This window comes from Agromyces sp. GXQ0307 (genome assembly GCF_044769845.1).
Classification (GTDB): domain Bacteria; phylum Actinomycetota; class Actinomycetes; order Actinomycetales; family Microbacteriaceae; genus Agromyces.
Genome location: NZ_JBIZVY010000002.1, coordinates 680,340 through 705,183 on the forward strand (window position 1 = coordinate 680,340; position 24,844 = coordinate 705,183).

General features: G+C 71.9%; 25 protein-coding genes. 12 read left to right on the top strand and 13 right to left on the bottom strand.

Annotated elements, in window-relative coordinates:
* Window positions 1-41: 41 nt before the first annotated feature.
* Together ACIQH8_RS08460 and ACIQH8_RS08465 are read right to left on the bottom strand one after the other, a co-directional pair.
* On the bottom strand, window positions 42-1,745 hold the full coding sequence (locus ACIQH8_RS08460) for a choice-of-anchor I family protein (RefSeq protein ID WP_400997086.1): 1,704 nt from the start codon (window positions 1,743-1,745) through the stop codon (window positions 42-44).
* Between the two features lie 106 nt (window positions 1,746-1,851).
* Window positions 1,852-3,294: a PLP-dependent aminotransferase family protein gene (locus tag ACIQH8_RS08465; protein ID WP_400997088.1), complete on the bottom strand. Its 1,443-nt coding sequence runs from the start codon at window positions 3,292-3,294 to the stop codon at window positions 1,852-1,854.
* Between the two features lie 66 nt (window positions 3,295-3,360).
* Between ACIQH8_RS08465 and ACIQH8_RS08470 the strand changes: the two genes are divergently transcribed.
* Both ACIQH8_RS08470 and ACIQH8_RS08475 read left to right on the top strand, forming a co-directional pair.
* Window positions 3,361-4,062 carry a YitT family protein gene (locus ACIQH8_RS08470; protein WP_400997091.1) on the top strand — a complete coding sequence of 234 codons (702 nt, stop codon included), beginning with the start codon at window positions 3,361-3,363 and terminating at the stop codon, window positions 4,060-4,062.
* 271 nt (window positions 4,063-4,333) lie between these two features.
* Window positions 4,334-4,585, top strand: a complete 252-nt coding sequence (locus tag ACIQH8_RS08475) for a hypothetical protein (protein ID WP_400997094.1) — start codon at window positions 4,334-4,336, stop codon at window positions 4,583-4,585.
* A gap of 112 nt (window positions 4,586-4,697) precedes the next feature.
* Here the strand turns inward: ACIQH8_RS08475 and ACIQH8_RS08480 are convergent, their stop codons facing one another.
* Window positions 4,698-5,471: a MerR family transcriptional regulator gene (locus tag ACIQH8_RS08480; RefSeq protein ID WP_400997096.1), complete on the bottom strand. Its 774-nt coding sequence runs from the start codon at window positions 5,469-5,471 to the stop codon at window positions 4,698-4,700.
* 223 nt (window positions 5,472-5,694) lie between these two features.
* On the opposite strand from ACIQH8_RS08480, the gene ACIQH8_RS08485 reads away from it, so the two are divergent.
* From ACIQH8_RS08485 to crcB, 5 genes are read left to right on the top strand one after another with little or no spacing between them, the layout of a single operon-like run.
* Window positions 5,695-6,537, top strand: coding sequence for a DUF4097 family beta strand repeat-containing protein (locus ACIQH8_RS08485; RefSeq protein ID WP_400997099.1), 843 nt, complete (start codon window positions 5,695-5,697; stop codon window positions 6,535-6,537).
* Window positions 6,534-7,145 (top strand): helix-turn-helix transcriptional regulator, encoded by a 612-nt coding sequence (locus ACIQH8_RS08490; RefSeq protein ID WP_400997101.1) that lies wholly within the window; start codon window positions 6,534-6,536, stop codon window positions 7,143-7,145. The genes ACIQH8_RS08485 and ACIQH8_RS08490 overlap by 4 nt, the downstream gene beginning before the upstream one ends.
* A gap of 40 nt (window positions 7,146-7,185) precedes the next feature.
* Window positions 7,186-7,704: a GNAT family N-acetyltransferase gene (locus ACIQH8_RS08495; protein WP_400997103.1), complete on the top strand. Its 519-nt coding sequence runs from the start codon at window positions 7,186-7,188 to the stop codon at window positions 7,702-7,704.
* A gap of 9 nt (window positions 7,705-7,713) precedes the next feature.
* On the top strand, window positions 7,714-8,133 hold the full coding sequence (locus ACIQH8_RS08500; RefSeq protein ID WP_400997106.1) for a CrcB family protein: 420 nt from the start codon (window positions 7,714-7,716) through the stop codon (window positions 8,131-8,133).
* A complete protein-coding gene (gene crcB / locus ACIQH8_RS08505) occupies window positions 8,130-8,498 on the top strand; it encodes a fluoride efflux transporter CrcB (RefSeq protein ID WP_400997108.1) in 369 nt (122 codons plus the stop codon). The genes ACIQH8_RS08500 and crcB overlap by 4 nt, the downstream gene beginning before the upstream one ends.
* A 16-nt stretch (window positions 8,499-8,514) precedes the next feature.
* On the opposite strand, the gene ACIQH8_RS08510 is transcribed toward crcB, so the two are convergent.
* Window positions 8,515-9,684 (bottom strand): NAD(P)-binding domain-containing protein, encoded by a 1,170-nt coding sequence (locus ACIQH8_RS08510; RefSeq protein ID WP_400997111.1) that lies wholly within the window; start codon window positions 9,682-9,684, stop codon window positions 8,515-8,517.
* Between the two features lie 186 nt (window positions 9,685-9,870).
* Here ACIQH8_RS08510 and ACIQH8_RS08515 point away from each other — a divergent pair, with 186 nt between their 5' ends.
* Window positions 9,871-10,071, top strand: coding sequence for a DUF3073 domain-containing protein (locus ACIQH8_RS08515; protein WP_400997113.1), 201 nt, complete (start codon window positions 9,871-9,873; stop codon window positions 10,069-10,071).
* A 140-nt stretch (window positions 10,072-10,211) separates the two neighbouring features.
* Here the strand turns inward: ACIQH8_RS08515 and ACIQH8_RS08520 are convergent, their stop codons facing one another.
* The gene (locus tag ACIQH8_RS08520) at window positions 10,212-10,985 is read right to left on the bottom strand and encodes an LLM class flavin-dependent oxidoreductase (RefSeq protein ID WP_400997115.1); all 774 of its coding nucleotides are present in this window, start codon (window positions 10,983-10,985) and stop codon (window positions 10,212-10,214) included.
* 4 nt (window positions 10,986-10,989) lie between these two features.
* Window positions 10,990-12,102, bottom strand: coding sequence for a phosphoribosylformylglycinamidine cyclo-ligase (gene purM / locus ACIQH8_RS08525; RefSeq protein WP_400997118.1), 1,113 nt, complete (start codon window positions 12,100-12,102; stop codon window positions 10,990-10,992).
* A gap of 69 nt (window positions 12,103-12,171) precedes the next feature.
* Here purM and ACIQH8_RS08530 point away from each other — a divergent pair, with 69 nt between their 5' ends.
* Genes ACIQH8_RS08530 through ACIQH8_RS08540 form a run of 3 tightly spaced genes read left to right on the top strand, consistent with a single transcriptional unit; the run spans window position 12,172 to window position 14,011 of the window.
* Complete coding sequence (locus ACIQH8_RS08530; protein ID WP_400997121.1) at window positions 12,172-12,789, top strand: zinc-binding alcohol dehydrogenase; 618 nt, start codon at window positions 12,172-12,174, stop codon at window positions 12,787-12,789.
* A 23-nt stretch (window positions 12,790-12,812) separates the two neighbouring features.
* Window positions 12,813-13,247 carry a hotdog fold thioesterase gene (locus ACIQH8_RS08535; RefSeq protein WP_155050701.1) on the top strand — a complete coding sequence of 145 codons (435 nt, stop codon included), beginning with the start codon at window positions 12,813-12,815 and terminating at the stop codon, window positions 13,245-13,247.
* A gap of 32 nt (window positions 13,248-13,279) precedes the next feature.
* Window positions 13,280-14,011: a glutamine amidotransferase gene (locus tag ACIQH8_RS08540; protein ID WP_400997124.1), complete on the top strand. Its 732-nt coding sequence runs from the start codon at window positions 13,280-13,282 to the stop codon at window positions 14,009-14,011.
* 7 nt (window positions 14,012-14,018) lie between these two features.
* Here the strand turns inward: ACIQH8_RS08540 and ACIQH8_RS08545 are convergent, their stop codons facing one another.
* The 7 genes from ACIQH8_RS08545 to ACIQH8_RS08575 all read right to left on the bottom strand — a co-directional run bounded on the left by ACIQH8_RS08545 (window position 14,019) and on the right by ACIQH8_RS08575 (window position 23,017).
* Entirely contained in the window at window positions 14,019-16,268 is a 2,250-nt protein-coding gene (locus ACIQH8_RS08545; protein WP_400997126.1) for a TIM-barrel domain-containing protein, read from the bottom strand.
* Window positions 16,265-17,443 carry a glycoside hydrolase family 15 protein gene (locus ACIQH8_RS08550; RefSeq protein ID WP_400997129.1) on the bottom strand — a complete coding sequence of 393 codons (1,179 nt, stop codon included), beginning with the start codon at window positions 17,441-17,443 and terminating at the stop codon, window positions 16,265-16,267. The genes ACIQH8_RS08545 and ACIQH8_RS08550 overlap by 4 nt, the downstream gene beginning before the upstream one ends.
* Before the next feature lie 77 nt (window positions 17,444-17,520).
* Window positions 17,521-18,771: an ABC transporter substrate-binding protein gene (locus tag ACIQH8_RS08555; protein ID WP_400997131.1), complete on the bottom strand. Its 1,251-nt coding sequence runs from the start codon at window positions 18,769-18,771 to the stop codon at window positions 17,521-17,523.
* A gap of 64 nt (window positions 18,772-18,835) precedes the next feature.
* The gene (locus ACIQH8_RS08560; protein ID WP_400997133.1) at window positions 18,836-19,720 is read right to left on the bottom strand and encodes a carbohydrate ABC transporter permease; all 885 of its coding nucleotides are present in this window, start codon (window positions 19,718-19,720) and stop codon (window positions 18,836-18,838) included.
* Window positions 19,713-20,681 (bottom strand): carbohydrate ABC transporter permease, encoded by a 969-nt coding sequence (locus tag ACIQH8_RS08565; protein ID WP_400997135.1) that lies wholly within the window; start codon window positions 20,679-20,681, stop codon window positions 19,713-19,715. Before ACIQH8_RS08565 ends, ACIQH8_RS08560 begins: the two co-directional genes overlap by 8 nt.
* Window positions 20,678-21,886 (bottom strand): ROK family protein, encoded by a 1,209-nt coding sequence (locus tag ACIQH8_RS08570; RefSeq protein ID WP_400997138.1) that lies wholly within the window; start codon window positions 21,884-21,886, stop codon window positions 20,678-20,680. The genes ACIQH8_RS08565 and ACIQH8_RS08570 overlap by 4 nt, the downstream gene beginning before the upstream one ends.
* Before the next feature lie 180 nt (window positions 21,887-22,066).
* Window positions 22,067-23,017, bottom strand: coding sequence for a trypsin-like serine peptidase (locus ACIQH8_RS08575; protein WP_400997141.1), 951 nt, complete (start codon window positions 23,015-23,017; stop codon window positions 22,067-22,069).
* Between the two features lie 367 nt (window positions 23,018-23,384).
* Between ACIQH8_RS08575 and purF the strand changes: the two genes are divergently transcribed.
* Window positions 23,385-24,842 (top strand): amidophosphoribosyltransferase, encoded by a 1,458-nt coding sequence (purF, locus tag ACIQH8_RS08580; RefSeq protein WP_400997144.1) that lies wholly within the window; start codon window positions 23,385-23,387, stop codon window positions 24,840-24,842.
* Window positions 24,843-24,844: the final 2 nt, after the last annotated feature.

A 24,844-nucleotide genomic window follows, 5' to 3' on the forward strand; every position in this document is an offset into this window, starting at 1 on the left:
CGGCGCCGCCCTACCGGCGCCGGGTCCCCCGCCGCGTGCGCCTACGAGTTCGCGTCGATCGCGAACAGCGTCGTGGTCCCCGACACCTCGTTCGCCACGGCGAGCATCGGCGCACCGGTCGGGCTCGCCGCGGCCGGGATGAACGTCAGCCCCTCCGGACCGAGGTCGCCCGCCGCCGAGAGCGTCTCGACGCCGTCGTCCTCGACCGAGACCGAGAAGTCGCGGTTGTTCAGGTAGGTGACGAACGCGGATGCCGCGGGGTCGGTGATGTCGTAGACGATCACGCCGCCGACGCGCTCGAAGCCGATGAAGGCGTAGGTCCGGCCGTCGACCTCACCGACCGCGAGGCTCTCGGGCTCCGGGCCCTTGTCGTCGCTCCGGCCCTCGAGGTTCGACTCGCTGTGGTTGGAGTTGAAGAACCCGGGAGCGGCCTCGTGCGTGATCCGCTCGAAGTCCTCGCCCGAGTCGAAGACGAGCTCGCCGTCGGTCGTCCAGATCGAGAACGACCGGGACCCGAACGCGTAGAGCTCCTCGTAGCAGGTGCCGTCGTCGCGGAGGCCCATCGCGGTCGAGACGTTGAGCCGGCCCAGGTCGGCGTCGCCCGTGAGCGCGGCCGCCGGGCTCGTCTCGCAGATCGGAGCGAGACCGTCGTCGCCGAGGTCCTTGACGCGGGCGGGCTCGACGTAGTCGCCCCACTCGCGCGCGTCGCCCTCGTTCGCCGACACGAGGTAGGTCTCACCGGCCGCCTCGTAGGCGACGAGCCCATCCGGCAGGTACATGCCCTTCAGTCCCTCGAAGGTGCGGATGCCGAACGTCGGCGCATCCTTCGGGTCGCGATCCGACGCATCGATGCCGTGGCCGGCCGCGGAGTGGTCGACGAACCCGAGCGGCAGGATCTCCTCGACCGTCGCCGTGGCGAGGTCGACGACGGCGAACGCGTTCGCCTCCTGCAGAGCGACGTACGCGGTGTCGCCGTCGATCGCCACGTACTCCGGCTCGAGGTTGCGCGAGACGGGGAGGTCGTCCTCGGGCGCCGGGCCGAACACGCGCACGCCGTCGGACAGCGTCTTCGAGCCGCCATCCTCGAACTCGTGGAAGTCGGCGATGCGGACGTCGCCCTGGGTCGCGGCCGACACCGTCGCGGGCAGGTCGACCACCGCGACCGAGCCCTCGGGGTCGCTCGAGAAGTCGTCGGCCGGTTCGCCCTCGTTCGCGACGACCGCGCGCGTGCCGTCCGAGGAGATCGCGATCATGTCGGGCAGCGAACCGACTGCCACCGAGCCGAGCACGCGGGGCTTCTTCTTCGTGGCGTCGAAGAAGAGGATGCGACCGGTCGCGGTCTTGTCGTCCGCGTCCTCGATCGCGACGACGCCGAGGCCGTCGGCGCGGACCGCGACCGAGTTGGCGATGCCGTCGCCCCGCACCTCGCCGACCTTCCTCGGCTTGGAGGGCTTCTTCACGTCGAGTACCTCGACCAGCCCGGCCTGGGCGTTGACGACGTAGAGCCGGCCGTCGTGGGCGGCGACGATCTCGGCCGCCGACTCGTCGAACGCACCGGTCTCATACGTGCCGACGGCGGACAGGGTCAGTGCGGCACCGTCGGCGACGACCTCGAGGGGTGCGTCGACGATCGCGGCGCGGATCGGGAGTGCGGAGGCCGGGGCTGCGGCGAGGCAGCCGGCGGCGATCGCACCCACGAGGAGCGGCACGGCGGCACGGCGGATGCGGGGACGGGTGGAGAGCATTGATCACCTTCGGTCTGGGGACACGGGACGCCGATCACTCTCGTCCGGCCGCGCGAACCGCGGATGACCGGCGGGTGAACGGTCGCCCCTCGCGCCCCGCGCCGGGTCAGACGACCGCGGCGAGCACGCTCTGGTCCGGCACGGGCGTGCGGGCGAGCGACCCCCACGCGCGGGCGAGCGCCTGCACCGCGGCATCCGTCGACGCTGCGTCGTAGCAGATCGGCAGGCGCAGGAAGCGCTCGAAGGCGCCGTCGATGCCGAAGCGCGGGCCGGCGGCGACGATGAGGCCCTGCGTGCGCGCGGCGAGCGCGAGCTGCGAGCTGACCGGCGCGCCGAGGCCGACCCAGGTCGCGATGCCGCCGTCGACGAGGGGCACGTGCCAGCCGGGGAAGGCGTCGGCGAGCCGTCGCTCGAGGTGGTCGCGCCCGGCGCGGAGCTGCTCGCGACGCAACGCGAGGATGTCGTCCATCCGGTCGAGCAGCCGGGCGACGATGAGCTGCTCGAGGATCGGCGTGCCGAGGTCGCCCGGCGACCGGACCGCCAGGAGCCGGCGGACGAGGGGGCGATCGGCGCGGATCCAGCCGACGCGGATGCCGCCCCAGACGGTCTTGCCGACCGAGCCGACCATGACCGCCGGACCATACGCCGCCAGCGGCTTCAGGTCGAGCCCGCGGTCGATGTCGAGCTCGGCCGTCGTCTCGTCGGCGATGACCACCGTGCCCTGGCGCGCGGCCGCGTCGAGTACCCGCTCACGGGCCTCGACGCCGAGCGAACGCCCGGTCGGATTGTGGAAGTCGGGCATGAGGTAGGCCGCGACGGGGTTCGCGTGACCCATCGCACGCACGAGGTCGCCCGCTTCGTCGGCGGCGCCGAAGCCGTCGGGCCCGGCATCCTGCGGTGCGGCGGCGACGGTCACGAGCCGCGCGCCGGCGGCGCGAAGCGCCTCGTAGGCGTGCGGGTAGGTGGGCGCCTCGATGAGCGCGCGGTCGCCGCGGCCGACGAGTGCGCGCGAGAGCAGTGCGATGGCGTGCTGCGCGCCGAGCGTGACCATGACCTGCTCGGGATCGGTCGGCAGTCCGCGCGCCGTGTACCGGTCGGCGATCGCCGCGCGCAGTTCCGGGATGCCGATGGGGTCGAAGCCCGAATCGCCGAGGTGCCCGGGCAGGGCCTCGACCGCGTCGCGCGCGACATCCGGGAGCCACGGCAGCGCTGGCAGCGCGGCCTTGGAGAAGTCGATGTAGTCCGCCGCAGGTGGGACGGGGAGGACGGCGGGCGCACCGGGGAGGCGGGCGACGCTGCCCGATCCTCGGACGCTGCGGAGCAGTCGCTGGTCGCGGAGCTCGCGGTAGGCGGCGGTCACGGTCGTGCGGCTGAGACCGAGCCGTTCCGCGAGGTCGCGTTCCGCGGGCACGCGGGTACCGACGGGGATCCGCCCGTCGAGGATGAGCAGTCGGATGCGGTCGGCGAGCGCGCCGTACGCGCTGCCGCCGTCACCGCGCCAGGCGCCGAGGAGGGTGTCGAGGGCTCGGGCGCTGAGAGTGGCGTCCATGATGCGAGCCACTTTAGGCGAATTGGCTTCTTGCCGGAAGGCCAATCGAAGGATTGGATTGCCATCATGCGGTTCCGACTCCCTCGCACCACCGATTCCGCGCCCGTGTTCGGGCGCCGTCTCGTGCAGCTCTTCGTCGGGCTGTACCTCTACGGGCTCGGCATCGCGCTCATCGTGCGCGGCGAACTCGGCGTCGCCCCGTGGGACGTGCTCACGCAGGGCATCGCGAAGCAGACCGGGCTCGGTTTCGGGCTCATCACGGTCATCACGAGCGGCATCGTGCTCCTGCTCTGGATCCCGATCCGGCAGAGGCCCGGCTTCGGCACGCTCATGAACGCCCTGCTCGTCGGGCCCTTCGCCGACCTGTCGCTCTGGATGATCCCCACCGGGCTCGACCTCTGGCTCAGGATCGTCATGCTCTTCGGCGGCATCCTCGTGCTGGCCGTCGCGACCGGCCTCTACATCGGCGCACACTTCGGTCCCGGCCCGCGCGACGGGCTGATGACGGGCCTGCACCGCCGCACCGGCTGGAAGATCTGGATCGTGCGCACGGGCATCGAGCTGACGGTGCTCGTCACCGGATTCCTCCTCGGCGGCAACGTCGGCATCGGCACGCTCGCGTTCGCGCTGCTCATCGGCCCGCTCTGCGGATGGACGATCCCGCTGTTCGCGGTGCGCCGGGGCCCCGTCGCCCGGGGTGTCCGGCGCGGGGCGCGGGACCGGGACATCCCGCGCCCCGCCACGGGCGCCACGCCCGCCCAGGCGTGACCCGACCGCCTTCACTCGCAGCCCCACCCGCCTCGCGCCGTCGAGATGCCACTTCGGGCGTGTTCGCCGCCGCGAACCCCGCCGCAGCCGGCATCTCGATCGCAGGCCGCGAGCGGCGACGCCGCGTCAACGCTCGAAGGCGCCGCACAAGCCCCGATTCGGGGGATGCGGAGAGCACGCTCCGGACTGCTAGCGTGCGCGCCAGCCGTCGCGGATGGGGGTCGCTCCGATCCGCGTGCCACCCCTCGCGACGAAGCAGAAGGGGGAACACATGCGCACACGATCCATCGCCCTCTCGGCGGCCGGCCTGGCCGTGATCGGCTCGATCGGGCTCGCCGCTCCGGCCATGGCGGCCGAGTCGGGGCCCAGCCCGAACGCCTCCTGCGTCGGGCAGATCTTCGTGCCCCAGGCCACCGGCGACCCGGGCGCGATCGCGATGCGGATCGCCGAGATCCGCGGCTTCGCGGGCACCGGCTTCGGACCGGCGATCGCCGGCCTGGCCTCCCGCTGCGACGTCGGTTGACGCGCATTCCCTGACGGCTCGCGGCCGACAGGCGAGCGGATGCCGCGGGGCGCGTGCCCCGCGGCATCCGTCGTTGTCTGCGGCCTCGCCGACCGGCCCGACCGCACGCGCCCTACAGGTTCGCCTCCGCGTAGACCCGCAGCGCATCGCGCACGAACGTCGCTCCCTGCTCGCCGCCGTAGTTGGCCGCGAATCGCGGGTCGGCGACGTACATCTCGCCGAGCCCGATCACGTACCCCTTCACGTCGCCGCCGGGGGTGCCCGCCGGCGTGCCGGGGATGCCCGTGAGCCACTCGACGTGGCGCTTCGCGAGGGCCTGCGCCTCCGCGGAGTCCGGCGCGACGCCCGACTCGGCGGCCGCGCTCCAGTCGCGGCCGAGCGCGGCGCTGCGCTCCTTCCACGCGGCGCGCTCCTCGTCGCGCATGCCGCGCCACCAGCGGTCGCCCGTGGCGTATGCATCGCGACCCCAGCGCTCCTCGACCTCCTCGCGGTACTGCGTGTGGTCGAAGCCGTCCAGCATGTCCTTCGCCATGATCTCCTCACCTCCCTCCAGTGCCTCGATGGTCCGTTCGACCGACGCGACCTGGCGCGCCAGCCGGTCCTGCTCGTGCCGCAGCCACGCGAGGTGGCCCTCGAGCGCCCGCGCCTCGCCGGTCTGGCCGGCGAGCACGTCGGAGATGGCCGGCAGACCGAGGCCGAGGTCGCGCAGCAGCATGATCCGTTGCAGCCGGACGAGTGCGGACCGGTCGTAGTACCGGTAGCCGTTGCCCCCGATGCGGCTCGGCGGCAGGAGTCCGATGTCGTCGTAGTGGCGGAGCGTGCGGCTCGTCGTGCCGGCGAGCTTCGCGATCTCCTGGATCGACCAGTCGCGGGTCCTCCGGTCCATCAGTGCCTCCTCTCTCGTGTCCTGCGTGCGGACTCCACTCTCGTGTCCTGCGTGCGGACTCCACGGTAGAACTTGACGTAGCGTCAAGGTCAAGCGGATGTCGCGGGCGCGACCTCCGCCCGCGTTCGCTCTGCGCTCGCCGCGTGTCGAAACGCGATATATCTTGACTTGACAGTCAACGCGATATATCGTGAGTTTCACACCCAGCAGAAGGAGCACGCACATGGCCATCGAGAAGTGGGTCGTGAACCCCGGTGAGAGCCGGGTCATCGACCTCGAACTCGTCCGCAAGCTCAAGGTGAGCCTCATCGGCGGCAAGGTCGACGTCATCGCGCACGACGAACCCGGCGCGCGCGTCGAGGTGTCGAACGTCACCGGCAAGGACCTGATGATCCGGATCGACGGCGACTCGCTCGAGATCGACCACCCCCAGCTGCGGTGGGACAACTTCCTCGAGGTGTTCAAGGGCTTCACCGGCAGCGCCAAGGCCGAGGTGTCGATCCTCGCACCGCGGCACGTCGCCATGAAGCTCGGCGTGGTCTCGGGCGACGCCCTCGTGTCGGGCTTCGACAACGACGGCAAGTTCAGCTCGGTCTCGGGCGACCTCGTCATCGACAACCATGCGGGCGACGTCGAGTGCTCGAGCGTCTCGGGCGAGATCTCGGTCGGCGACCACACCGGCAGGGTCACGGCGCACACCGTCTCAGGTGACGTGACCGTCACCGGCGAGGTCGGCTCGTTCAACGTCGACACGGTCTCGGGCGACATGGTGCTCGACGCGAAGGGCACGCCGAGCCGGGTCGACACGAACACCGTGTCGGGCGACCTCACGCTGCGCTTCGATCCCGGCAGCGGCGCCCGCTACCGCGTGAACACGGTGAGCGGCAAGCTGCTGCTGGACGACACGCAGATCAAGGGCACGCTGGGCAAGGGCTTCGAGCGCGTCACGGGCGAACTCGAGGGCACGTGGCTCGACCTCGGCGCGAACAGCGTGTCGGGCAGCATCTCGGTGATCCGGCGCCAGCCGGCGACGGCTCCCGCCGATTCCGGCGAGGCCTCGGCATGAACCCGCCGGTGTTCGCGCACGGCAACCTGCGCCTCTACCTGCTCGCCCTGCTCGAGGAGCAGCCACGTCACGGGTACGAGCTGATCCAGGCCCTGTCCGAGCGGTTCGGCGGCACGTACTCGCCGAGCGCCGGCACGATCTACCCGCGCCTCGCCAAGCTCGAGGAGGAGGGGCTCGTGACCAAGCGCACCGACGGCCGCAAGTCGGTGTACGAGATCACCGACGCAGGCCGCGCCGAACTCGAGTCGCGTCGACACGAGCTCGACGCCATCGAGGACGACATGACCGACTCGATCCGTCGCCTCGCCGACGGCGTGCGCGCCGAGGTCGACTCGGCCATGCGGACGCTCCGGGCCGAGCTGGCGAGCGCCGCGCGCGAGGCGCGCAAGGCCGCCTCCACCGAACCGGCCACCCCGCAGCCGACCGCCGAGTCGTCGCGCGCCATGCACGAGGCCGACCTCGCCATCACCGAGTTCCGCCAGCAGATCCGGGTCGAGCTGCGCAATCAGGCGAACCGAGGCCGCGTGAACGCCGACACGGTGTCGCTGCTGCGCACCCGGCTCGCCGACGTGCGCGCCGAGGTCCTGCAGGAGCTCGCGCAGCGGTGACGGGCACGCGGATGTCGGCGGCATCCGCTTGCATGAACGCATGACGGATGTCGCGCTGCGCCCCTGGTCCGAGGGCGACCTCGACCTGCTCGTGCGCAACAACGCACCCGAGCTCATGGAGCACCTCGGCGGCCCCGAGAGCGACGAGAAGCTCGTCGCACGCCATGCGCGATACCTTCGCGGATGGCGCGACGGCTCGTCGCAGATGTACGCGATCGTGACGCCGGAACATCCCGAGGGCATCGGCGCGATCGGCTTCTGGCCGCACGACGACGACGGCGACCGACGGATGTTCGAGGTCGGCTGGACCGTGCAGGCCGCCCACCAGGGTCGGGGTGTCGCGCGCGCGGCGCTCGAGTCGCTGATCGAGGCGGCGCACGCCGTCGACGCGAGCCGTCCGATCGCCGCGTATCCGCGCCTCGACAACGACGCGTCGAACGCGCTGTGCCGCCGCGCCGGGTTCGTGCTCGAGGGCGTCGAGGAGTTCGAGTACCCCGCGGGCACCTGGCTCCAGTCGAACGTGTGGGTGCTGCCGCCCGCTGCGCCCGCCACGGCGTAGCCTCGACGGGTGCCTCCCTCCCTCGCGGTCTTCCTCGGCGGCCTCGTCGGCACGGGCCTCCGCCTCGCACTCGACACCGTGTTGCCGCACGCCGACGACGGCTTCCCCTGGTCGACGTTCATCGCGAACCTGGTCGGCACGTTCGTACTCGGGTGGCTCGCCGGAGGGCTCTGGACCCGCCCGTCGACGCCCGGCTGGCTCAAGGCGGGCGTCGGCTCCGGCGTCATCGGATCGTTCACGACGCTCTCGGCGGTGATGGGTGCGGTCGCGATCCTCGACCATGAGGATGCGACCGGACTCGCCGCGCTCTATCTCGGCGTCTCGCTCGTCGCCGGGCTCGCACTCGCGGCGGCCGGGCTGAAGCTCGGCTCGTCGCTCGCGCACCGCCCCATGCCGACCGAGGTCACCGACGACGGGGCGACGCTGTGAGCGCGCTCGTCGTCGCGGCGGTGCTCGTCGCGGGTGCCGTCGGCGCGGTCGTCCGGTACCTCCTCTCGAAGGCGTATCCGGTCCGTCCGGGGCACCTGCCGGGCGGCATCCTCGTCGTCAACGTCGTGGGGTCCGGCGTCGCCGGCGCGGTCATCGGGCTCGCCGAGCGCGCCGCCGTCTCCGACGACCTCCGGCTCGTGCTCGTCACCGGCTTCTGCGGGGGGCTCACGACCTTCAGCACGTGGTGCGTCGAGACGATCGAACTCGCCGACGGCGGTCGCTGGCGCGCCGCGATCCTCAACGTGCTCGTCACGCTCGCCCTCGGCATCGGCGCGGCGCTCGGGCTCTACCTGCTCGTGCGCTGAACGCGCGCCGGGTCCGCTAGATCATCGCCATGATCTGGCGCGCGATCATCCGACCGGCGCGGCTCGCACCGATCGTCGAGGCCTGCGGTCCGTAACCGGCGAGGAAGACACGCGGATCCTGCCAGGCGGCTCCCTGCCCGACGGTGACGCCGCCGGCCTTCTCGCGGAGCTTCAGCGGGGAGAGGTGCCGCAACTCCGGGCGGAAGCCCGTGGCCCAGATGATGGCATCGGCCTTCGCCTCGCTGCCGTCCGACCAGACCACGCGGTCGGCCTCGATGCGGTCGAACATCGGCTTGGCGACGAGGAGGCCCCGGTCGATGCCGGCCGCGATGCGGCGGTTCTTCGGAACTCCCGTGCCGCTGACGATCGACGGGAGTGCGCGCCCGGCGCGGGCCGCTTCGTCCTGCCTCGACACCGCGGCCGACGCGCCTTCGAGATCGAGCTCCTGCCGGTCGAGCCAGTCGATCGGTCGGCGCGACACCCACGTGAGGCCGGATGCCACGCCCTCGAGCTCGAGCATGAAGCCGATGGCCGAGGTCCCGCCGCCGACGACGACGACGTTCTCGTCGCGGAAGTCCTCGGCCGACGTGAAGTCGGACGTGTGCAGGTGGCGGCCGCGGAAGTCGCCCATGCCCGGGTAGTAGGGCACGAACGGCGAGCCCCACGTGCCCGTGGCGTTCACCAGGAACTGGGCTCGCAGCTCGCCGCGCGGAGCGGGCGGCGGCGCGGCCGCCTCGAAGGTCTTGCGCCGACGGCCGAAGAATCCGCGGCTCTTCAGCTCCTCGACGGGTTGCGGGCTGAGGTCCTCGTACTCGATGCGCAGGTCGACGCCGTCGTTGGTGATGCGCCTGACGTCGACCGGGCGATGCACGTTCAGCCGGTAGTGCTCCTCGAACCTGCCGTAGTAGTCCGCGACGACCTCCTTGGCCGGGAGCGTGCGGTCGGCGGTCTCGAAGCTGATGCCGAGCTCCCCCATGCCCGGCAGGTCGTTCACCCGGTGCGCCGTGCCCAGGCGCAGGGACGACCAACGGTGCTGCCACGCGCCACCCGGTCCGGGGGCGCGATCGAGCATGACGAAGTCCTCGTCGGCGACGAGTTCGAAGCGTCGCAGGTAAAAGGCGACAGACAGCCCCGCCTGTCCGGCACCGATCACCGCGACCTTCACGCGGTCGGGGATCGCATCCACCCCACCATCCCACCATGTCCGGAGGGGTGCTCCGGGCCACTTCGCGGCCTCCACAGCCGCTCCACAGCGCCGCCGTGGCATCCGATCGGCCCCCGAGGCGGTGGTAAACTACCAGCCGGGATTGTTCATATCAAAGAGCCGGGTGACGTCCATCCCATCCGGCCAGACGTCGTAAGGGGGTCACGCATGGGGCGCGGCCGTCAGAAAGCCAAGCACACCAAGGTCGCTCGGGAGCTGAAGTACTTCAGCCCGGCCACCGATTACAGTGCGCTCGAACGCGAACTCACGGGCTCGCATCACGACCACACCGACGAGGAGTTGGCGAAGTGGGCGGAGTACGCCGACGACGACTCCTACGTCCCCGACGACGGATCCCACCGCTCCTGATCATCCCCGGCTGAGCGGCGCACCCGGATGGGTCGCCGCGTCCGGGTCTCGTGCGCGCCCGCACGTCGATGCCGCGTGCCCGCGGTGCGACCGCGAGTGCGTCGGCGCGCACGGCGGATGCGTCCATGCCTCCGGGCGACTCAGACCTCCGGCTGCGCTGCGCGCCATTCCGCCGTGGCGTCCGCGAACCGTTCGAGCTCCTCGAGGCTGCCGCCCGCGGTGATGGCGCGGAGCACCACCTCGTCGACGACGCCGTCGTACGCGTGCAGGGCGGATTCCCGGTTGATCGTCGCGTCGATCGGGCTGATCCCGAGCCGCGCGAAGTTCGCCGCGTACGACGCGTACGAGCCGTAGCGGTCGGCCTCCTTCTGCAGCGCCGCGCGCGCGGCGCCGTCGGAGATCGTGCGGACGTAGAGCACGCCGCGCACCCGACCGATCCGGTCGCCCGCGTCGCGGCGCAGGTCGGACATCGCCTCGGCCGCGGCGGCGGGGGTGAGCCAGTTCAGCACGATGTCGTCCGCGGCCTCGGCGGCGAGCCGTCGCATCCGCGGGCCGAGCGCGCCGACCGCGATCCGGGCGTCGGTGCGCGCACGCAGCGCCGCGACGGCCTCGGCGACGGCGCGGACGGGATGCCGCGCGCCGCCGGACCCGATGCCGAACGTCGTGCGACCTGCGGGGATGCCCGCGAGGTCGAGGCTCGCAACGGGCCGCCGATCGATCGGGATCACGCCCGTCGCGAGGCGGAGGGATTCCGTCGACTCGGCGACCGCGCGGAGCCCGGCGAGCGAGTCGCCCCCGGGAACGTCGTTCAGCCAGAGCGTCTCGAAGCCGAGGCGCTCGAGTCGCGGGGCGAGCGCGCGGAGCGTCTCGGGCGGCGTGGTGCCCGGGAGCCCGATCGAGATCGCGGCGCGCACGCGTTCAGTCCGCGTAGGTTCCGACGAGGCGGACGGCGCCGCCGTCCACGCCCTTGGCGCCCTGTTCCCACCCGGATGCCGCGGCGTCGCGCTCCGCGGTCGACACCGTGCCCACCTGCCAGGCGGGCAGGCCGAGGGCGCCGAGCTCCGCGATGACGGGGTCCGCGGCATCCGCTGCCACGACCGCGAAGAAGCCGACGCCCAGGTTCCAGGTGCCCTCGGTCGACTCGAGGGTCGTGCCCGCGAGGTCGTTCAGCACGCGGAACACGGGCTGCGGCGACCAGGTCGACCGATCGACCTCGACCCACGAGCCGCGCGGCAGCACTCGTGCGAGGTTCGCGGCGATGCCGCCGCCCGTGACGTGCGAGAGCGCGTGCACGGCCGTGCCGAGTCGCTCGTGCGCGAGGAGCTTCACGAGCGGGCCCGAGTAGAGCCGTGTGGGCTCGAGGAGTGCCTCCCCCCAGGTCGTGCCGAGGTCGGCCGAGGCGCCCGTGTACCCCAGCCCCGCGTTCGAGAGGATGTGCCGCACGAGCGAATAGCCGTTGGAGTGGAGTCCGCTCGACTCGATCGCGATCACGACGTCGCCGTCTTCCACGCGCTCGGCGCCGAGCGCTCGGTCGGCCTCGACGACGCCCACCGCCGCGCCCGCCACGTCGTAGTCGTCGACGCCCATGAGGCCGGGGTGCTCGGCGGTCTCGCCGCCGACGAGCGCGGTGCCGGTCTCGGCGCACGCACGGGCGATGCCCGTGACGATCGACGCGATGCGGTCCGGAACGACCCGGCCGCACGCGATGTAGTCCGTCATGAAGAGCGGGGTCGCGCCGACCACGACGATGTCGTCGACGACCATGCCCACCAGGTCCTGCCCGATCGTGTCGTGGAGGTCGAGCGCCTGCGCGATCGCGATCTTGGTGCCGACGCCGTCGGTCGAGGTCGCGAGCAGGGGGCGCGTGTAGTCCTTCGCGAACGAGAGGTCGTAGAGGCCGGCGAAGCCGCCGACGCCGCCGAGGACGTTCGGCCCATGGGTCTTCGCGACCGCCTCCTTCATCAACTCGACGGCGAGGTCGCCGGCGGCGGTGTCGACTCCGGCAGCGGCATAGGACGAGTTCGCGCTCACCCGTCAAGGGTACCCGCGCGGCGCGCGGCGCTCGGGTCCGCTGTCGGAGGCCGGCGGTAGAATCCGTGCATGCACGCGGGTGCCACTCCATCGTGGGTGATTCGCGAGAATGCGAGCACCGGAGCACTCCTCGCCCTCTATCTGCGAGAGGTGCTCGGCGTCGCGTCGCCCGCCGAGCTTCCACGCCTGCGCGACGTGGGGCGGATCGGCCCCGAGGGGGCGCGCGACGTCGATGCGCACGACGCGCTCGAGAAGCAGTGGCGCGAGTGGTGGTCGATGACCGTCGAACCCGAGGCGCATCCCTCGCCCGTGCCGCTCGAGCTCGTCGAGGAATTCGGCACCGCCGTCGCACTGCCCGTCTCGGGCGCCGAGGCGCTGGCCGCCGCCATCCGCCCGCACGCCGAGGCCGGGCTCGCCTGGGCCGAGTGGGCGCACGAGCGCTACCGTACGGCGTCCGCCGCCCGTTCGGGCGACACGTACCGCGCCTACGCGGGATCGATCGCCGAGCACGAGCGCGAGGTCGGCCGGCGCGCGCACTCGTTCGAGCTGAACGTCGAGGTGCTGCCGCTCGCGGCATCCGGAATCTGGTGGATCGGCGAGAAGACCGTCGCCGTCACCGACACGCTGCGGTCCGATGCCGCGGCCTTCGACGACGCGATCCATCCCATCATCGCCGAGCTCGCCTGACGCCGCGTGGCAGACTCGACCCCATGAGCATCTGGTTCGGCGAGCCCTCACTGGAGTGGGCGAACTCGCGCGGCGAGCACGCCCTGATCCGCGCCCTCGGCATCGAGATGACCGAGGTCACCGAGGGGTCGTTGAAGGGGCGGATGCCGGTGGACCACCGCACGCGCCAACCGGCCGGCGTGCTGCACGGCGGCGCGTCCGTCGCCCTCGCCGAGACGCTCGCGAGCTGGGGCGCGTCGTTCACGGTCGACCCTGCGCAGTACTACTGCGTCGGCATGGAGATCAACGCGAACCACGTCCGCCCGGTGTCCGAGGGGTGGGTGTACGCCGAGGCGAGCCCGATCACGCGCGGCCGCACGACGCAGGTCTGGGACATCCGCATCACCGACGAGCAGGGCCGGCTCGTCTGCGTGTCGCGCTGCACCATGGCCGTGCTGCCCACGCCCTCGCAGTACTGACACGGGGCGAGCGCCGCGCGTATCGTGGGGCCGTGAAGCCGTTCGTGCTCCTCGCCACCCGTGCGGAGGACAAGCCCGCCGACGAGGAGTACGCCCTCTTCCTGCGCGGCACCGGGCTCGACGAGCGCGACCTCATCCGCGTCCGCCTCGAGGCCGAGCGGATGCCGCGGCTCGACCTCGACGCACTGTCGGGCATCTTCGTCGGCGGCGGGCCGTTCAACGCCTCCGACCCGCCCGAGCGGAAGTCGGCCGTGCAGCATCGGGTCGAGGCCGAGTTCGCGACCCTGCTCGACGAGGTCGTCGCGCGCGACTTCCCGTTCCTCGGCGCCTGCTACGGTGTCGGCACGCTCGGCGCGCACCAGGGCGCCGTGATCGACGACCACTTCGCCGAGAAGATCGGGGTGGTTCCGGTCACCCTCACGGAGGCCGGGGCCGCGGACCCGCTGCTCGCCGGGCTGCCGGAGACGTTCAACGCGTTCGTCGGGCACAAGGAGGCGATCCGCGCGCTGCCTCCGTCGGCGACGCTGCTCGGCTCGTCGCCGACCTGCCCGGTGCAGGCGTTCCGCGTCGGCACGAACGTGTATGCCACGCAGTTCCATCCCGAGCTCGACCTCGCGGGCATCGAGGTGCGCATCCGCGCGTACGCGAGCTACGGGTACTTCGCCGACGGCGAGCTCGAGCTCACGCTCGCCGCGGCCGCGCGTGCGGTCGTCTCGGAGCCGAGCCGGATGCTGCGGACGTTCGTGGAGCTGCACGCGCGGTAGTGCCGCGCTACGCGCGCGGTGCGAACACCTCCCGCAATGCCGGCCGGGCCGAGGCCCGTACGAACACCGGGATCCGGTCGAGCGGCACGTCGACCCGGACGATGGCGTCGCCCGTCACCGGCTCGCCCGTCCACACGTCGACCCACTCCCCCGGCGGCAACGCGACCTCGTGCACCGTCTCTCCCTCGGTCAGCACGGGCGAGACGAAGAGGTCGCGACCGAGGAACCACTGCAGCGGGTGGGTCCACGCACCATGCCACCCCGGGTGGTCGAAGTACACCGGGCGCATGAGCGGCGCCGACGTGCGGACGCTCTCGGCGGCCTCGCCGGCGAGGTACGGCACGAGGCGCTCACGCAGGTGCGCGAACGCGCGGAAGACGGGGAGCACCCGGTCGTCGTCCGTCTGCTCCGCGAGGTTCCACGGCGTGCGGTCGCGCGAGGGCGTGCGGTGGTGGTTGAACTCCGAGTGGTACTGCATGATCGGCACGAAGGTCGACGCCGCGGTCGCCCGCAGGTACAGCTCGGCGCTCGGCAGTTCGCCCGAGAACCCCGCCAGGTCCCAGCCCCAGTAGAGGATGCCGCTGGCCGCCGCCGAGAGCCCGGCGAACATCGACCAGCGGAAAGCCTCCCACGTCGAGTTCTCGTCGCCGGCCCAGAACGCGCCGTGCGCCTGCGACCCCGTGAAGCCGGCGCGGCTGAACGTCACCGGGGCCTTGCCGGCCGACCGCAGCAGGTCGCCGTAGGCCTTCGCGTAGGCGACCGGGAACACGTTGTTCCCCTCGTCGCCGCGCGTGCCGTCGAGGTAGGCGAGCTCGCGACCCCATGCATGTTCGCCGCCGTCGGTCTTGAAGCCGTCGATGCCGACCTCCTCGACGAGGTACCGGCGCTTCTCGGTCCACCACCGCGCTGCTCGCTCGTCGGTGAGGTCGGGCATCGTCGAGAGCGGGAACCACCAGCCGCGGTTCCGGTACGGACGCAGCTCGCCGCGCGCGTTCGGCTCGCGGATCAGCACGCCCTCGCGCTCGGCGGCGCGCGCGTCGGCGCGCGCCTGCCCGGTCGGGTGCGGGCGGGCCTTGAGCAGCGGGATCTGCCAGAGGTGCACCCGGATGTCGCGCGCGTGCAGGTCGTCGACCATGCCCTTCGGGTCGGGCCACGCGCCATCCGCCGGGAACTCGAAGTCGGCGAGCCGATGCGGCGAGCCGTCCTCGGACACGTCGTAGCGGGCATCGCGGAAGGCCGTGAAGGTGCGCTCGTCGCTCCACGCCTCGATGACCACCGATCCGACGGGCACGTCGTGCTCGCGATGCAGGTCCATCTGGCGCACGACCTCGGCCTGCGTGTTCCACTCGTTGCCGCTCGCCCAGAGCCGGAACACCCAGTCGGGCAGTTCCTCGGGGCGGCCGACCTCGGCGAGGAACGCGTCGAGCACGGCGGTCGGGTCGCCGTCGTAGACGGCGACGGTCACCGCGGGCTCGCCGGCCGCCGCGTCCGTCTCGACCTCGACGACCAGACGGTCGGGCTCGCTCGCGCCCACGTCGAACCACGCGCGGCGCGACGTGCGCACATGGAAGCCCCAGCCCTCGCCGCCGACGACGTGCGCGAACGGCATGGGCAGGTACGTCTTCCGCTCGGCGCCCTGGCTCTTGTACTGCTCGAACACGACCGAGTCGAGCTCGGCGCCGCGGTGGTCGAGCGCGTCGAACCGTTCGCCGAAGCCCGTGACGTGCTCGCCGTCGGCGAGCGGCAGGGCGAAGCGGATGCGACGCACGCGCGCGCCGTCGGTCAGCACCTGCACGGTGCCCGGGATGACGCGGTTCGCGCCGGCGGTCGCGACGACGTCCTCGGGCGCATCCGTCCAACCTGAGACGACGGTCTCGAAGCGCCTCGTTCGCCGCTCGTCACCGTCGGCCGTGCGGCCGACGAACCGGTACCGGATGGCGCTGCCCGCCTCGGGCGCGGGGAACTCGACCGCCCAGCCGCCCGCGCTGCGGGCGAGCCGCGCCTGCGCGGAGGCGAGGTGCCCGCCGTCGATCGTCTGGCCGCGCGAGGTGCGTGCGACGCGCGCGAGCGGAAGTCGCTCGATGCGCCGCCCGCCCGCGGCATCCGTGATCTCGATCTCGGCCTCGACGGACTCGACGTCGGACGTCGCACGGACTCCGAGCCGCAGGGGCTCGCCGGCCACCGGATCGAGCGGCCAGCGCTGCTCGGTGTCGATCGAGTACGGGTGGCCGGAGCCCAGCGGGCGATGGCGGATCATGCGGGGGACTCCTGCGGGGCGGATGCGGACACGGGGAAGGATGCGGAGCGGGGCGCGCCGTCGAGTGCGACGGCGAGTCGGATGAGCATGGCGTGGCTCCACAGCAGCGGGTCGGCCGACGTGCCCCAGCGCTCGATCCACTCCTCGACGCGCGTCGGGGCGAGGAGGTGGCGTTCGACCTGCTCGGGCATCGAGCCGCCGGGGCCGGCCGTGCTCGCCGCCCACGCGAGGAGCGCGCGCGCCCGGTCGATGTCGCCGGCCCGCGCGTGCGCGAGGCCGAGGAAGCACGAGAGCAGGGGCCACTGGCCGCCGCCGTAGTACGTGTCGTCGACGAAGCGGTGCACGCCGCCGTCGACGGCGAGGTCCCGCTCGATCGCGGCGATCGTGCCGGTGCCGAGCGCGGATGCCGCGGGCACGACCTCCATGACCCCGACGACCGCGGCGAGGCTCGCGTCCACGGCCGTCGACCCGATCCACTTCGAGAGGTGGCCGTCGGCGACGCCGCGCGCCTCGATGAACGCCCCGACGTCTCGGGCGGCCGACGCGGCGAGCGCGGCCCGCTCGACGTCGAGCACGCCCAGCGACGCCGCTGCGCGCAGTCCCGCCGCGATGCAGCCGAGCGTCGAGACGTGGACGTGCTCGGCGTGCTCCTCCCACCAGTCGAAGCAGGGACGCTGCCACGAGCTCGCGAGGTAGTCGACCGTGAGCGCGATCGCCGGCGCCCAGCGCGCGGCATCCGTGCCGTGCCGGCGGACATGCTCGGCGACGGCCCAGACCCACGTGCCGTAGCCGTCGAGCTGGAAGTCCCACCACTCGTCGTCGCCGGCGCGACCGTCGAACGTGAAGCGCGTGGGCAGCATCGCCGCGTCCGCGACCGGTCGGCCTGCTGAGGCGGCGGTCGCGATCGCGCCGATCTCGTCGCGACGCGACTCGAGGACCCGCGCGCACCAGTCGAAGAACCGCTCAGCCGACTCGGCTCGGCCGTACGCCGACATCGCGTCGGCGATGAACGCGCCGTCGCGGAACCAGCTGTAGCCGGCGTACGCCGAGAACGTGGGGCTCGCGGGGTAGGCGCCGTCGGCATCCTGGAGCGAGCCGATCAGCTCGGCGCTCGAGGCGACGAGCGCGGCGAGGTCGGCGTGCTCGGCCGTGCGGTCGGTCGTGGGAAGGATCATCGTGGTGCTGCCTTCGTGCGTGGTGGGTGGGCGGGGCCGGGCGCTCGAACGCCCGGCCCCGGGTGCGGTGCGAGCGGTCAGCCGCCGATGGCGGCGTTGATGCGCTCCTCGGCCGAGTCGAGCGCGTCCTGCACGCTCTTGCGACCGGCCTGCGCCTCGACGAGCTCCTCGGTCATGATGTCCTGCATCTCCTGCTGCCCCTCGGCGACGACGGGCGGGAGTGCGACGTTCTCGAGCGAGTCGAACACCGCCTGGCGGTTCTCGGGGTTCCCGAGGGTCAGGTAGCTGTCGAGTGCGGCCTCATCGGAGGTCGCCGGCAGCTCCCAGCCCGCGTCGAGGCGGGTCTGGACCATGACGTCGCTCGAGGTGAGGTACTCGGCGAAGGCTGCTGCGGCCTCCTGGTGCTCCGAGCCGGCGGAGACGCCGACCGCGTTCGAGAAGAGCGCGCTCGCCTGCTGGGTGTTGCCCGGTTCGACCGCGATGTCCCAGCCGAACGGCACGTCGGCGAAGGCGCCGAACATCCAGATGCCGGTGTGCAGCATCGCGAGCTTGCCGTCGAGGAAGAGGTTGGTGTCGAAGTCGGGTGTGCCCTGGCCGTCCTCGATGGTCGGCATCACGGTGCCGCTCTTGCCGACGAGCCACTCGGCGGCCTCGACGCCCTCGGGCGTGTTGAAGGCGACCGCGGTACCGTCCTCGTTCAGGAACTCGCCGCCGTTCTGCGCGAGCACCTTGTAGTACTCGTAGAAGCTGACGGGCTGGTGGTCGCCCCACACGCCGGCCCCCGCGTCGGTCAGCTCCTCGGCCGCGGCCTGCTCGTCGGCCCAGGTCCAGTCGGCGGTCGGCGTCTCGACGCCCGCGGCCTCGAAGAGGTCGGCGTTGTAGAAGAGCACGACGGTCGAGAACGAGCTCGGCAGCGCGTACTGCGCGCCATCCGCCTGGTAGGCCTCGAGCACGCTCTCGCGGTAGGCCGACGGGTCCTCGGGGTCGAGCTCGGCGAGCACGCCGTTCGCCTGGTACTGCGCGAAGTTCGCGTACTCGATGTCGAACACGTCGGACACGGTGCCCGCGGCGAGGTCGGTCTGCAGCGCCGTGCCGTAGTCGGCGTAGGGCAGGGTGGTGACCTCGACCGTGACGTCGGGGTTCTCCTCCTCGAACGCGTCGACGATGGCCTGGAGGTTCTCCTCGTTGCCGCCGTTCGAGATGAAGTTCGTGTAGGTGATGGTGACGGGGCCGTCGGCATCGCCGGCGGAGTCTCCGGCCGAGCAGCCGGTCAGGGCGAGTGCGGTGGCGGCGACGATGCCGACTCCGGCCAGTGCTGTGGTCCTCATGGTGCGTATCTCCTTCGATAGGGGTGAGGCGTGGGTGGGTGGTGGTGACGGGCTGTCGCGGGCCTCACTTGAGGCCGGTGTTCGCGACCCCCTGGATGACGTACTTCTGGGCGAACAGGTAGATGGCGAGCATCGGGAGGATGCTCACGACCGAGCCGGCCATGACGATGTCCCACTGCGTCGTGTACTGGCCCTGGAGGCCGGCGAGGGCGACGGGCAGCGTCTGCAGCTCGGGCGAGCGCAGCACGACGAGCGGCCAGAGGAAGCTGTTCCAGCTGCCCATGAAGGCGAACACCGCGAGGGTCGCGAGCGCCGGGCGGATGTTCGGCAGGATCACGGTCCAGAAGATCCGGAAGTGACCGGCGCCGTCCAGTGCCGCCGCCTCGTCGAGCTCGAACGGCACCTGGTTCATGGCTTGGCGGAGGAGGAACACCCCGAAGGCGGCGGCGAGCGTCGGCAGCAGTGCGCCGAGGTACGTGTCGACGAGGCCCCAGGCGCGCAGCTCGGCGAAGAGCGGCACGACGAGCACCTGCAACGGGATCATCATCGTCGCGAGGTAGATGCCGAACACGACCGTGCGACCGCGGAACGGCAGGCGGCTGAACGCGTACGCCGCCGTGGCGCTCGTGAAGAGCTGCGCGAGCGTCGTGATCGTCGCGAGCAGCAGGCTGTTGCCGACGACCCGGGCGAACGGCAGGTCGGCGAAGAGCCGCTGGTACGCCTCGAGGCTCGCGTCGGCCGGGATCAGCGACGGCGTCGAGCTCAGCCCGCTGCCGGGCGTCAGCGAGGTGATGACCGTCCAGTAGAAGGGGAAGAACATCGCCAGCGCGCCGAGGACCATCACGACGTGCAGCAGCACGCTCCTGGTGAGCGCCGCGCGCGCGGCGTCGGTACGGCGACGGATGCCTCCGGCCCGAGCCGTCGTCGGTGCGAGCATCGTCTCAGCCATAGTTCACCCACTTGCGCTGGCCGCGGATCTGGATGACCGTCACGGCGAGGATCACGACGAACAGGAGCCAGGAGAGCGCGGACGCCTCGCCCGCCTTCCCGTACCGGAACGTCAGGTCGTAGATCTGCTGCACGACCACCTGCGTCGCGCCGCCCGGCCCGCCGCCGGTCATCGCGTACACCTGGTCGAAGACCTGGAAGCCGTTGATGAGCGAGATGACGATCACGAAGAACGTGGCGGGCGAGAGCAGCGGGAGCGTGGCCGAGAACAGGCGACGCCACCATCCGGCGCCGTCGACGCGTGCCGCATCGAGCAGTTCGGGGTCGATCGCCTGGAGTCCCGCGAGGAGGATCACCATGACGAATCCGAGGTCCTTCCACGCGGAGGCGAGGATGATCGAGGGCATCGCCCACGCGGGATCGGTCCACCAGCCCGGACCGTCGATGCCGAACCAGGCGAGCACGGTGTTCACGACGCCGTTCGACGGGTTGAGCAGCCACCGCCAGACGAGCGCCACGACGATCCAGCTCGTGATGACGGGGAGGAAGTACACGCCGCGGAGGACCGTGCGCCCGCGCAGCGCGGTGTTCAGCGCCAGGGCGATCGCGAGTCCGCCGACGTACACGAGCGGCAGGTAGCCGACGATGTAGTACAGCGTGTGCAGGAACACGTCGGCGGTCTCGGGGTCGGAGAGCAGGTTCGCGTAGTTCTCGAAGCCGACCCACTCCGCGGGTGCGAGCAGGTTCCACTCGGTGAGGCTGATCCACGCGGCGGCGACCATCGGGCCGAGGACGAAGAGGAGGAGCGGCACGGCGCTCGGCAGGAGGAAGGCGAGGACGGTGAGCGCGTACTTCGCGCGACGCGTGCGCCGGCCCGACGGGCGCGGCGCCCGGCTGCCTGAGGTCGTCGGGCGAGCCTCGGCGCCGACCTCGGCGGCGGCCCGGCCGATGAGCGCGGTCATCGGCGAACCGCCTGTCCGACGAGGCGTTCGCGGATGAGGCGCCCCTGGTCGCCCGCCGACCCGGCCGCGTCGAACGGCATCGCGAGCACGAGGGCGGCCGCGCCCTGCGCCCAGCTCTCGTCCTGCCAGGTCTCGATCTCGACGGGCAGGCTGCGACGGTGGCGCAGGAGGTGCGAGCGGAACGCGGGTTCGAAGCCGGGCGCCCAGTGGTGCCAGCCGGCGGTGCCCTCGCCGAGGACCACGACGAAGGCCGGGTCGACGGCGTGCACGACCCCGGCGAGGGTCCGGCCGAGCAGCCCGCCGGCCTGCCGGTAGATCGCGATCGCCCCGGGCTCGCCCGCATCTGCGGCGGCGAGCAGGTCGTCGATGCCGCCGTCCGGCGCGATCACGCCGTGTTCACGGGCCTCGCGAACCAGCGCGCCTTCGCCGATGCAGGCCTCGAGGCATCCGTCGTTCCCGCAGCTGCATCGGGGGCCGTCGTCCGCGATCGGGGTGTGGCCGATCTCGCCCGCGCCCCCGGAGGCGCCGCGGAGCACGTTGCCGTCGACGACGATGCCGGCGCCGACGCCCGTTCCGATCGTGACGACGAGGAAGTTGTCGTGCGATCGCCCGAGGCCGAACAGTCGCTCGGCGACCGCGAGGGCGTTGACGTTGTTCTCGACGACGACCGGGAGCCCGGTGGCGCGTCGCAGCGCGTCGCCGAGCTCGACCCCGGTCCAGCCGAGCTGCGCCGAGTCGACGACGCCGCTTCCGACGCGGTCCACGCTGCCCGGCACGCCGACGCCGAGGCCGAGGACCGTGGTCCCGTCGCCTGCGGCGATGAACCCCCGGATCCGCTGGACGAGCTCGGCGATGAACGTGCTCGCCGTCGCGTCGAACGGCTCGCTCGCCGAGCGCACCACGCGCCCGTCGACGCCGACCTCGACGAACGCGACGTGGTCGGCCACCACCTTGACGCCGATGGCGTGCCCGGCCGACGTCGCGAGTCCGAGCATGCGCGCGGGCCTGCCGCCGTTCGAGGGTGCCTGCTCGAGCTCGACGAGCAGGCCGTCGGCGAGCAGCTCCTTCACGAGCTGGGTGATGAGGGCCGGCGACAGACCCAGGGCGCGGGCGAGCTCGGCACGCGAGGCGGGGCCGTCGGCGCCGAGCCGGGCGAGGATCGCCGAGCGGTTGACGTCGGTTCGGTTGGTGGAGTGGATCGCCATCGATGCCTCTGTGTCCGTGGGGCAGGTCGTCCTGCGGGGTCAAAACGTTAATTTAGTACTAAACAAAGTCCAGAAGCAAGACCTTCGTCCGAATCCGCACACGACGAAGCGCCTCGCACCGGTCCCTCGGTGCGAGGCGCTTCGCGATCAGGTGCCGCGCTCAGCGGCCTCGACGGGCGATCAGGACGCCGCCGCCGTGGCGTACGTCGACTGCGCGACCGAGCCGTAGTACGGCCCGAACATCACGTTCGGGATGTTGTTGTAGCCGAAGCTGTTCACCGAGTTCTGCGAGCCGTTCCCGAGGAACCAGGGACCGCCCGACGAGCCGCCGGTCATGTCGCACGGGATGCCCTGCGACTGCGTCTGGCCGTACGGGTCGGGGGTCGCGGTGCCGGCGCACGACTTCAGCGTCTGGCCGTTGAAGGGCGCGGCGGCCGGGTAGCCGAACGCCTCGTACGAGAGGCCCCGGGCCTGGTTGAACGAGATCGCGGTGCCGCCGACCGTCGCCTGCAGGGTCTTGCCCGCGAGCGAACCGACCGTGGCGAACGCCGTGTCGTAGGTGATGTCGCCGCGCTTGGTCCACTGCTGCGGCGCGGCGAGCTTCGTCGCCACCCACTGCCCGTAGGGCGCCGAGCCGTTCTCGTAGGCCGGCACGAAGGTCCAGTTCGTCGCGTACTTGCCCTTTCCGCCGTGCACGCAGTGCGCGGCCGTCGCGACGACGCTGCCGTTCGCCGAGCTCACCGAGTTGCCCGAGCACACGTAGTTGCGGCCGTTCAGCGTGAAGAACACCTTGCCGATGTTCGGCACGGGCGACTCGTTCGCCGCCATCGGCGTGACCTCGGGCGTCGGGGCGGGCTTGCCGTACGTGACGGGCGCACCGGCGGCGACGTCGGCGGCGGGCGTCGAGGCCGATCTGCCGGCGAGGAGCACGTCGCCTGGCGTGGCGGCGCGCATGCGCTCGGCCGTCCAGTAGCCGGCGGCCGCCGCACGTTCGGCCGCGGGAACGGCGCGCTGGTCGACGCCCGGCGGCACGGCGGGCGGCGCGGCCGACGCGGCGGTCGGCGCGGCGAGGAGCCCGCAGGCGACGAGGGCGGCGCCGGCGAGCGCGGCGCGCACTGAGGTGAGCTTCATGGAGTGAGCCCTTTCTGAGCAGGCGGCGGCGGTCCCCCCAAAGGTCGCCGCGCCGCAGATATCGAATGCCGGGAAGCGTGGCACACGGCCCCCGTTCGGGGGGAGGGTCCGCGGCATCCTTCGGGGAAATCGAGAAGCGCCGAGAGGGAACCGAAGATTCTGCTCGCGGAGGGCGACGACGGGATAGGTTTCTCGTTTGGCCGCGACGCGGCCGCGGGGCCGGTCCGGGGTGCTGCGCCCCGCTCGCGAGCCGCCTCCCGCTCACGTGAGCAGCGGCATCCGTTCAGCCGGCTCACACGCGCGCGTATGCGAGGATGTATCGTCCAGCTCGGACGCTTCACCCACCTCCCGAGGAGCCCTAGCTCGCATGTGCGGCATCGTCGGCATCGTCTCCACCGAGCCCGTCAACCAGCAGATCTACGACAGCCTCCTCCTCCTGCAGCACCGTGGGCAGGACTCGACGGGCATCGCGACGGCCGACGGCCCCGTGTTCCACATCCACAAGGCGCGCGGCCAGGTGCGCGAGGCCTTCCGCACGCGCGACATGCGCTCGCTCCTCGGCTCGATGGGCCTCGGCCACGTGCGCTACACGACGAAGGGCGCCGCCGAGCGCGAGGAGGAGGCCCAGCCCTTCTACGTGAATGCGCCGTACGGCATCATCCTCGTCCACAACGGAAACCTCACGAACACCCGCGAGCTGTCCGAGGACCTCTTCCGCATCGACCGCCGCCACGTGAACTCGACGAGCGACACCGAGATGCTGCTCAACGTGCTCGCGACCGAGCTGCAGGGCCAGATCACGGGCCTCGACCTCGACCCCGACCAGGTCTTCCAGGCCGTGACGCACGTGCACGAGCGCGTCGAGGGCTCGTACGCCGTCATCGCGATGATCGCCGGCTACGGCCTGCTCGCGTTCCGCGACCCGTTCGGCATCCGGCCCCTCATCCTCGGCAAGCGAACGACGGATGCCGGCAAGGACGAGTGGATCGTCGCCTCCGAGTCGCTCGTGCTCGAGAACGGCGACTACGAGATCGTGCGCGACGTCGAGCCCGGCGAGGCGATCTTCATCACGCTCGACGGGCAGATGATCTCGCGCCAGTGCGCGGCGAACCCGCGCCTCGTGCCCTGCTCGTTCGAGTACGTCTACCTCGCCCGCCCCGACTCGGTCATGAACGGCATCTCGGTCTACGAGGCGCGCCTGCGCATGGGCGACCGGCTCGCGACCACGATCGCGACGCACATGGACCAGGGCGACATCGACGTGGTCATGCCGATCCCCGACTCCTCGCGCCCCGCCGCGATGCAGGTCGCGCAGAAGCTCGGCATCGAGTACCGCGAGGGCTTCTACAAGAACCGCTACGTCGGCCGCACGTTCATCATGCCCGGGCAGGCGGCGCGCAAGCGCTCGGTGCGGCAGAAGCTGAACGCCATGGGCACGGAGTTCAAGGGCAAGAACGTGCTCATCGTCGACGACTCGATCGTGCGCGGCACGACCTCGAAGCAGATCGTCGAGATGGCCCGGGCCGCGGGCGCGAACAAGGTGACGTTCACCTCGGCCGCACCGCCCGTGCGCTTCCCGCACGTGTACGGCATCAACATGCCGAGCCGGGCCGAGCTCGTCGCGCACGACCGGAAGATCCCCGAGATCGCCCGCGAACTCGGCGCCGACCACATGATCTACCAGGAGGTCGCCGACCTCCAGGCCGCGATCACCGAGGGCACCTCGATCGGGCAGCTCGACCTGTCGTGCTTCACCGGCGAGTACGTGACCGGCACGGTCACGCCCGAGTACCTCGACTGGGTCGAGCGCACGCAGTTGAGCTGACG

What these genes read in the sequence shown, in the direction of transcription:
- ACIQH8_RS08460 (WP_400997086.1), bottom strand. Translation starts at nt 1,745, where the DNA reads ATGCTCTCCACCCGTCCCCGCATCCGCCGTGCCGCCGTGCCGCTCCTC.
- ACIQH8_RS08465 (WP_400997088.1), bottom strand. Translation starts at nt 3,294, where the DNA reads ATGGACGCCACTCTCAGCGCCCGAGCCCTCGACACCCTCCTCGGCGCC.
- ACIQH8_RS08470 (WP_400997091.1), top strand. Translation starts at nt 3,361, where the DNA reads ATGCGGTTCCGACTCCCTCGCACCACCGATTCCGCGCCCGTGTTCGGG.
- ACIQH8_RS08475 (WP_400997094.1), top strand. Translation starts at nt 4,334, where the DNA reads ATGCGCACACGATCCATCGCCCTCTCGGCGGCCGGCCTGGCCGTGATC.
- ACIQH8_RS08480 (WP_400997096.1), bottom strand. Translation starts at nt 5,471, where the DNA reads ATGGACCGGAGGACCCGCGACTGGTCGATCCAGGAGATCGCGAAGCTC.
- ACIQH8_RS08485 (WP_400997099.1), top strand. Translation starts at nt 5,695, where the DNA reads ATGGCCATCGAGAAGTGGGTCGTGAACCCCGGTGAGAGCCGGGTCATC.
- ACIQH8_RS08490 (WP_400997101.1), top strand. Translation starts at nt 6,534, where the DNA reads ATGAACCCGCCGGTGTTCGCGCACGGCAACCTGCGCCTCTACCTGCTC.
- ACIQH8_RS08495 (WP_400997103.1), top strand. Translation starts at nt 7,186, where the DNA reads ATGACGGATGTCGCGCTGCGCCCCTGGTCCGAGGGCGACCTCGACCTG.
- ACIQH8_RS08515 (WP_400997113.1), top strand. Translation starts at nt 9,871, where the DNA reads ATGGGGCGCGGCCGTCAGAAAGCCAAGCACACCAAGGTCGCTCGGGAG.
- ACIQH8_RS08530 (WP_400997121.1), top strand. Translation starts at nt 12,172, where the DNA reads ATGCACGCGGGTGCCACTCCATCGTGGGTGATTCGCGAGAATGCGAGC.
- ACIQH8_RS08535 (WP_155050701.1), top strand. Translation starts at nt 12,813, where the DNA reads ATGAGCATCTGGTTCGGCGAGCCCTCACTGGAGTGGGCGAACTCGCGC.
- ACIQH8_RS08545 (WP_400997126.1), bottom strand. Translation starts at nt 16,268, where the DNA reads ATGATCCGCCATCGCCCGCTGGGCTCCGGCCACCCGTACTCGATCGAC.
- ACIQH8_RS08550 (WP_400997129.1), bottom strand. Translation starts at nt 17,443, where the DNA reads ATGATCCTTCCCACGACCGACCGCACGGCCGAGCACGCCGACCTCGCC.
- ACIQH8_RS08555 (WP_400997131.1), bottom strand. Translation starts at nt 18,771, where the DNA reads ATGAGGACCACAGCACTGGCCGGAGTCGGCATCGTCGCCGCCACCGCA.
- ACIQH8_RS08560 (WP_400997133.1), bottom strand. Translation starts at nt 19,720, where the DNA reads ATGGCTGAGACGATGCTCGCACCGACGACGGCTCGGGCCGGAGGCATC.
- ACIQH8_RS08565 (WP_400997135.1), bottom strand. Translation starts at nt 20,681, where the DNA reads ATGACCGCGCTCATCGGCCGGGCCGCCGCCGAGGTCGGCGCCGAGGCT.
- ACIQH8_RS08570 (WP_400997138.1), bottom strand. Translation starts at nt 21,886, where the DNA reads ATGGCGATCCACTCCACCAACCGAACCGACGTCAACCGCTCGGCGATC.
- ACIQH8_RS08575 (WP_400997141.1), bottom strand. Translation starts at nt 23,017, where the DNA reads ATGAAGCTCACCTCAGTGCGCGCCGCGCTCGCCGGCGCCGCCCTCGTC.
- purF (WP_400997144.1), top strand. Translation starts at nt 23,385, where the DNA reads ATGTGCGGCATCGTCGGCATCGTCTCCACCGAGCCCGTCAACCAGCAG.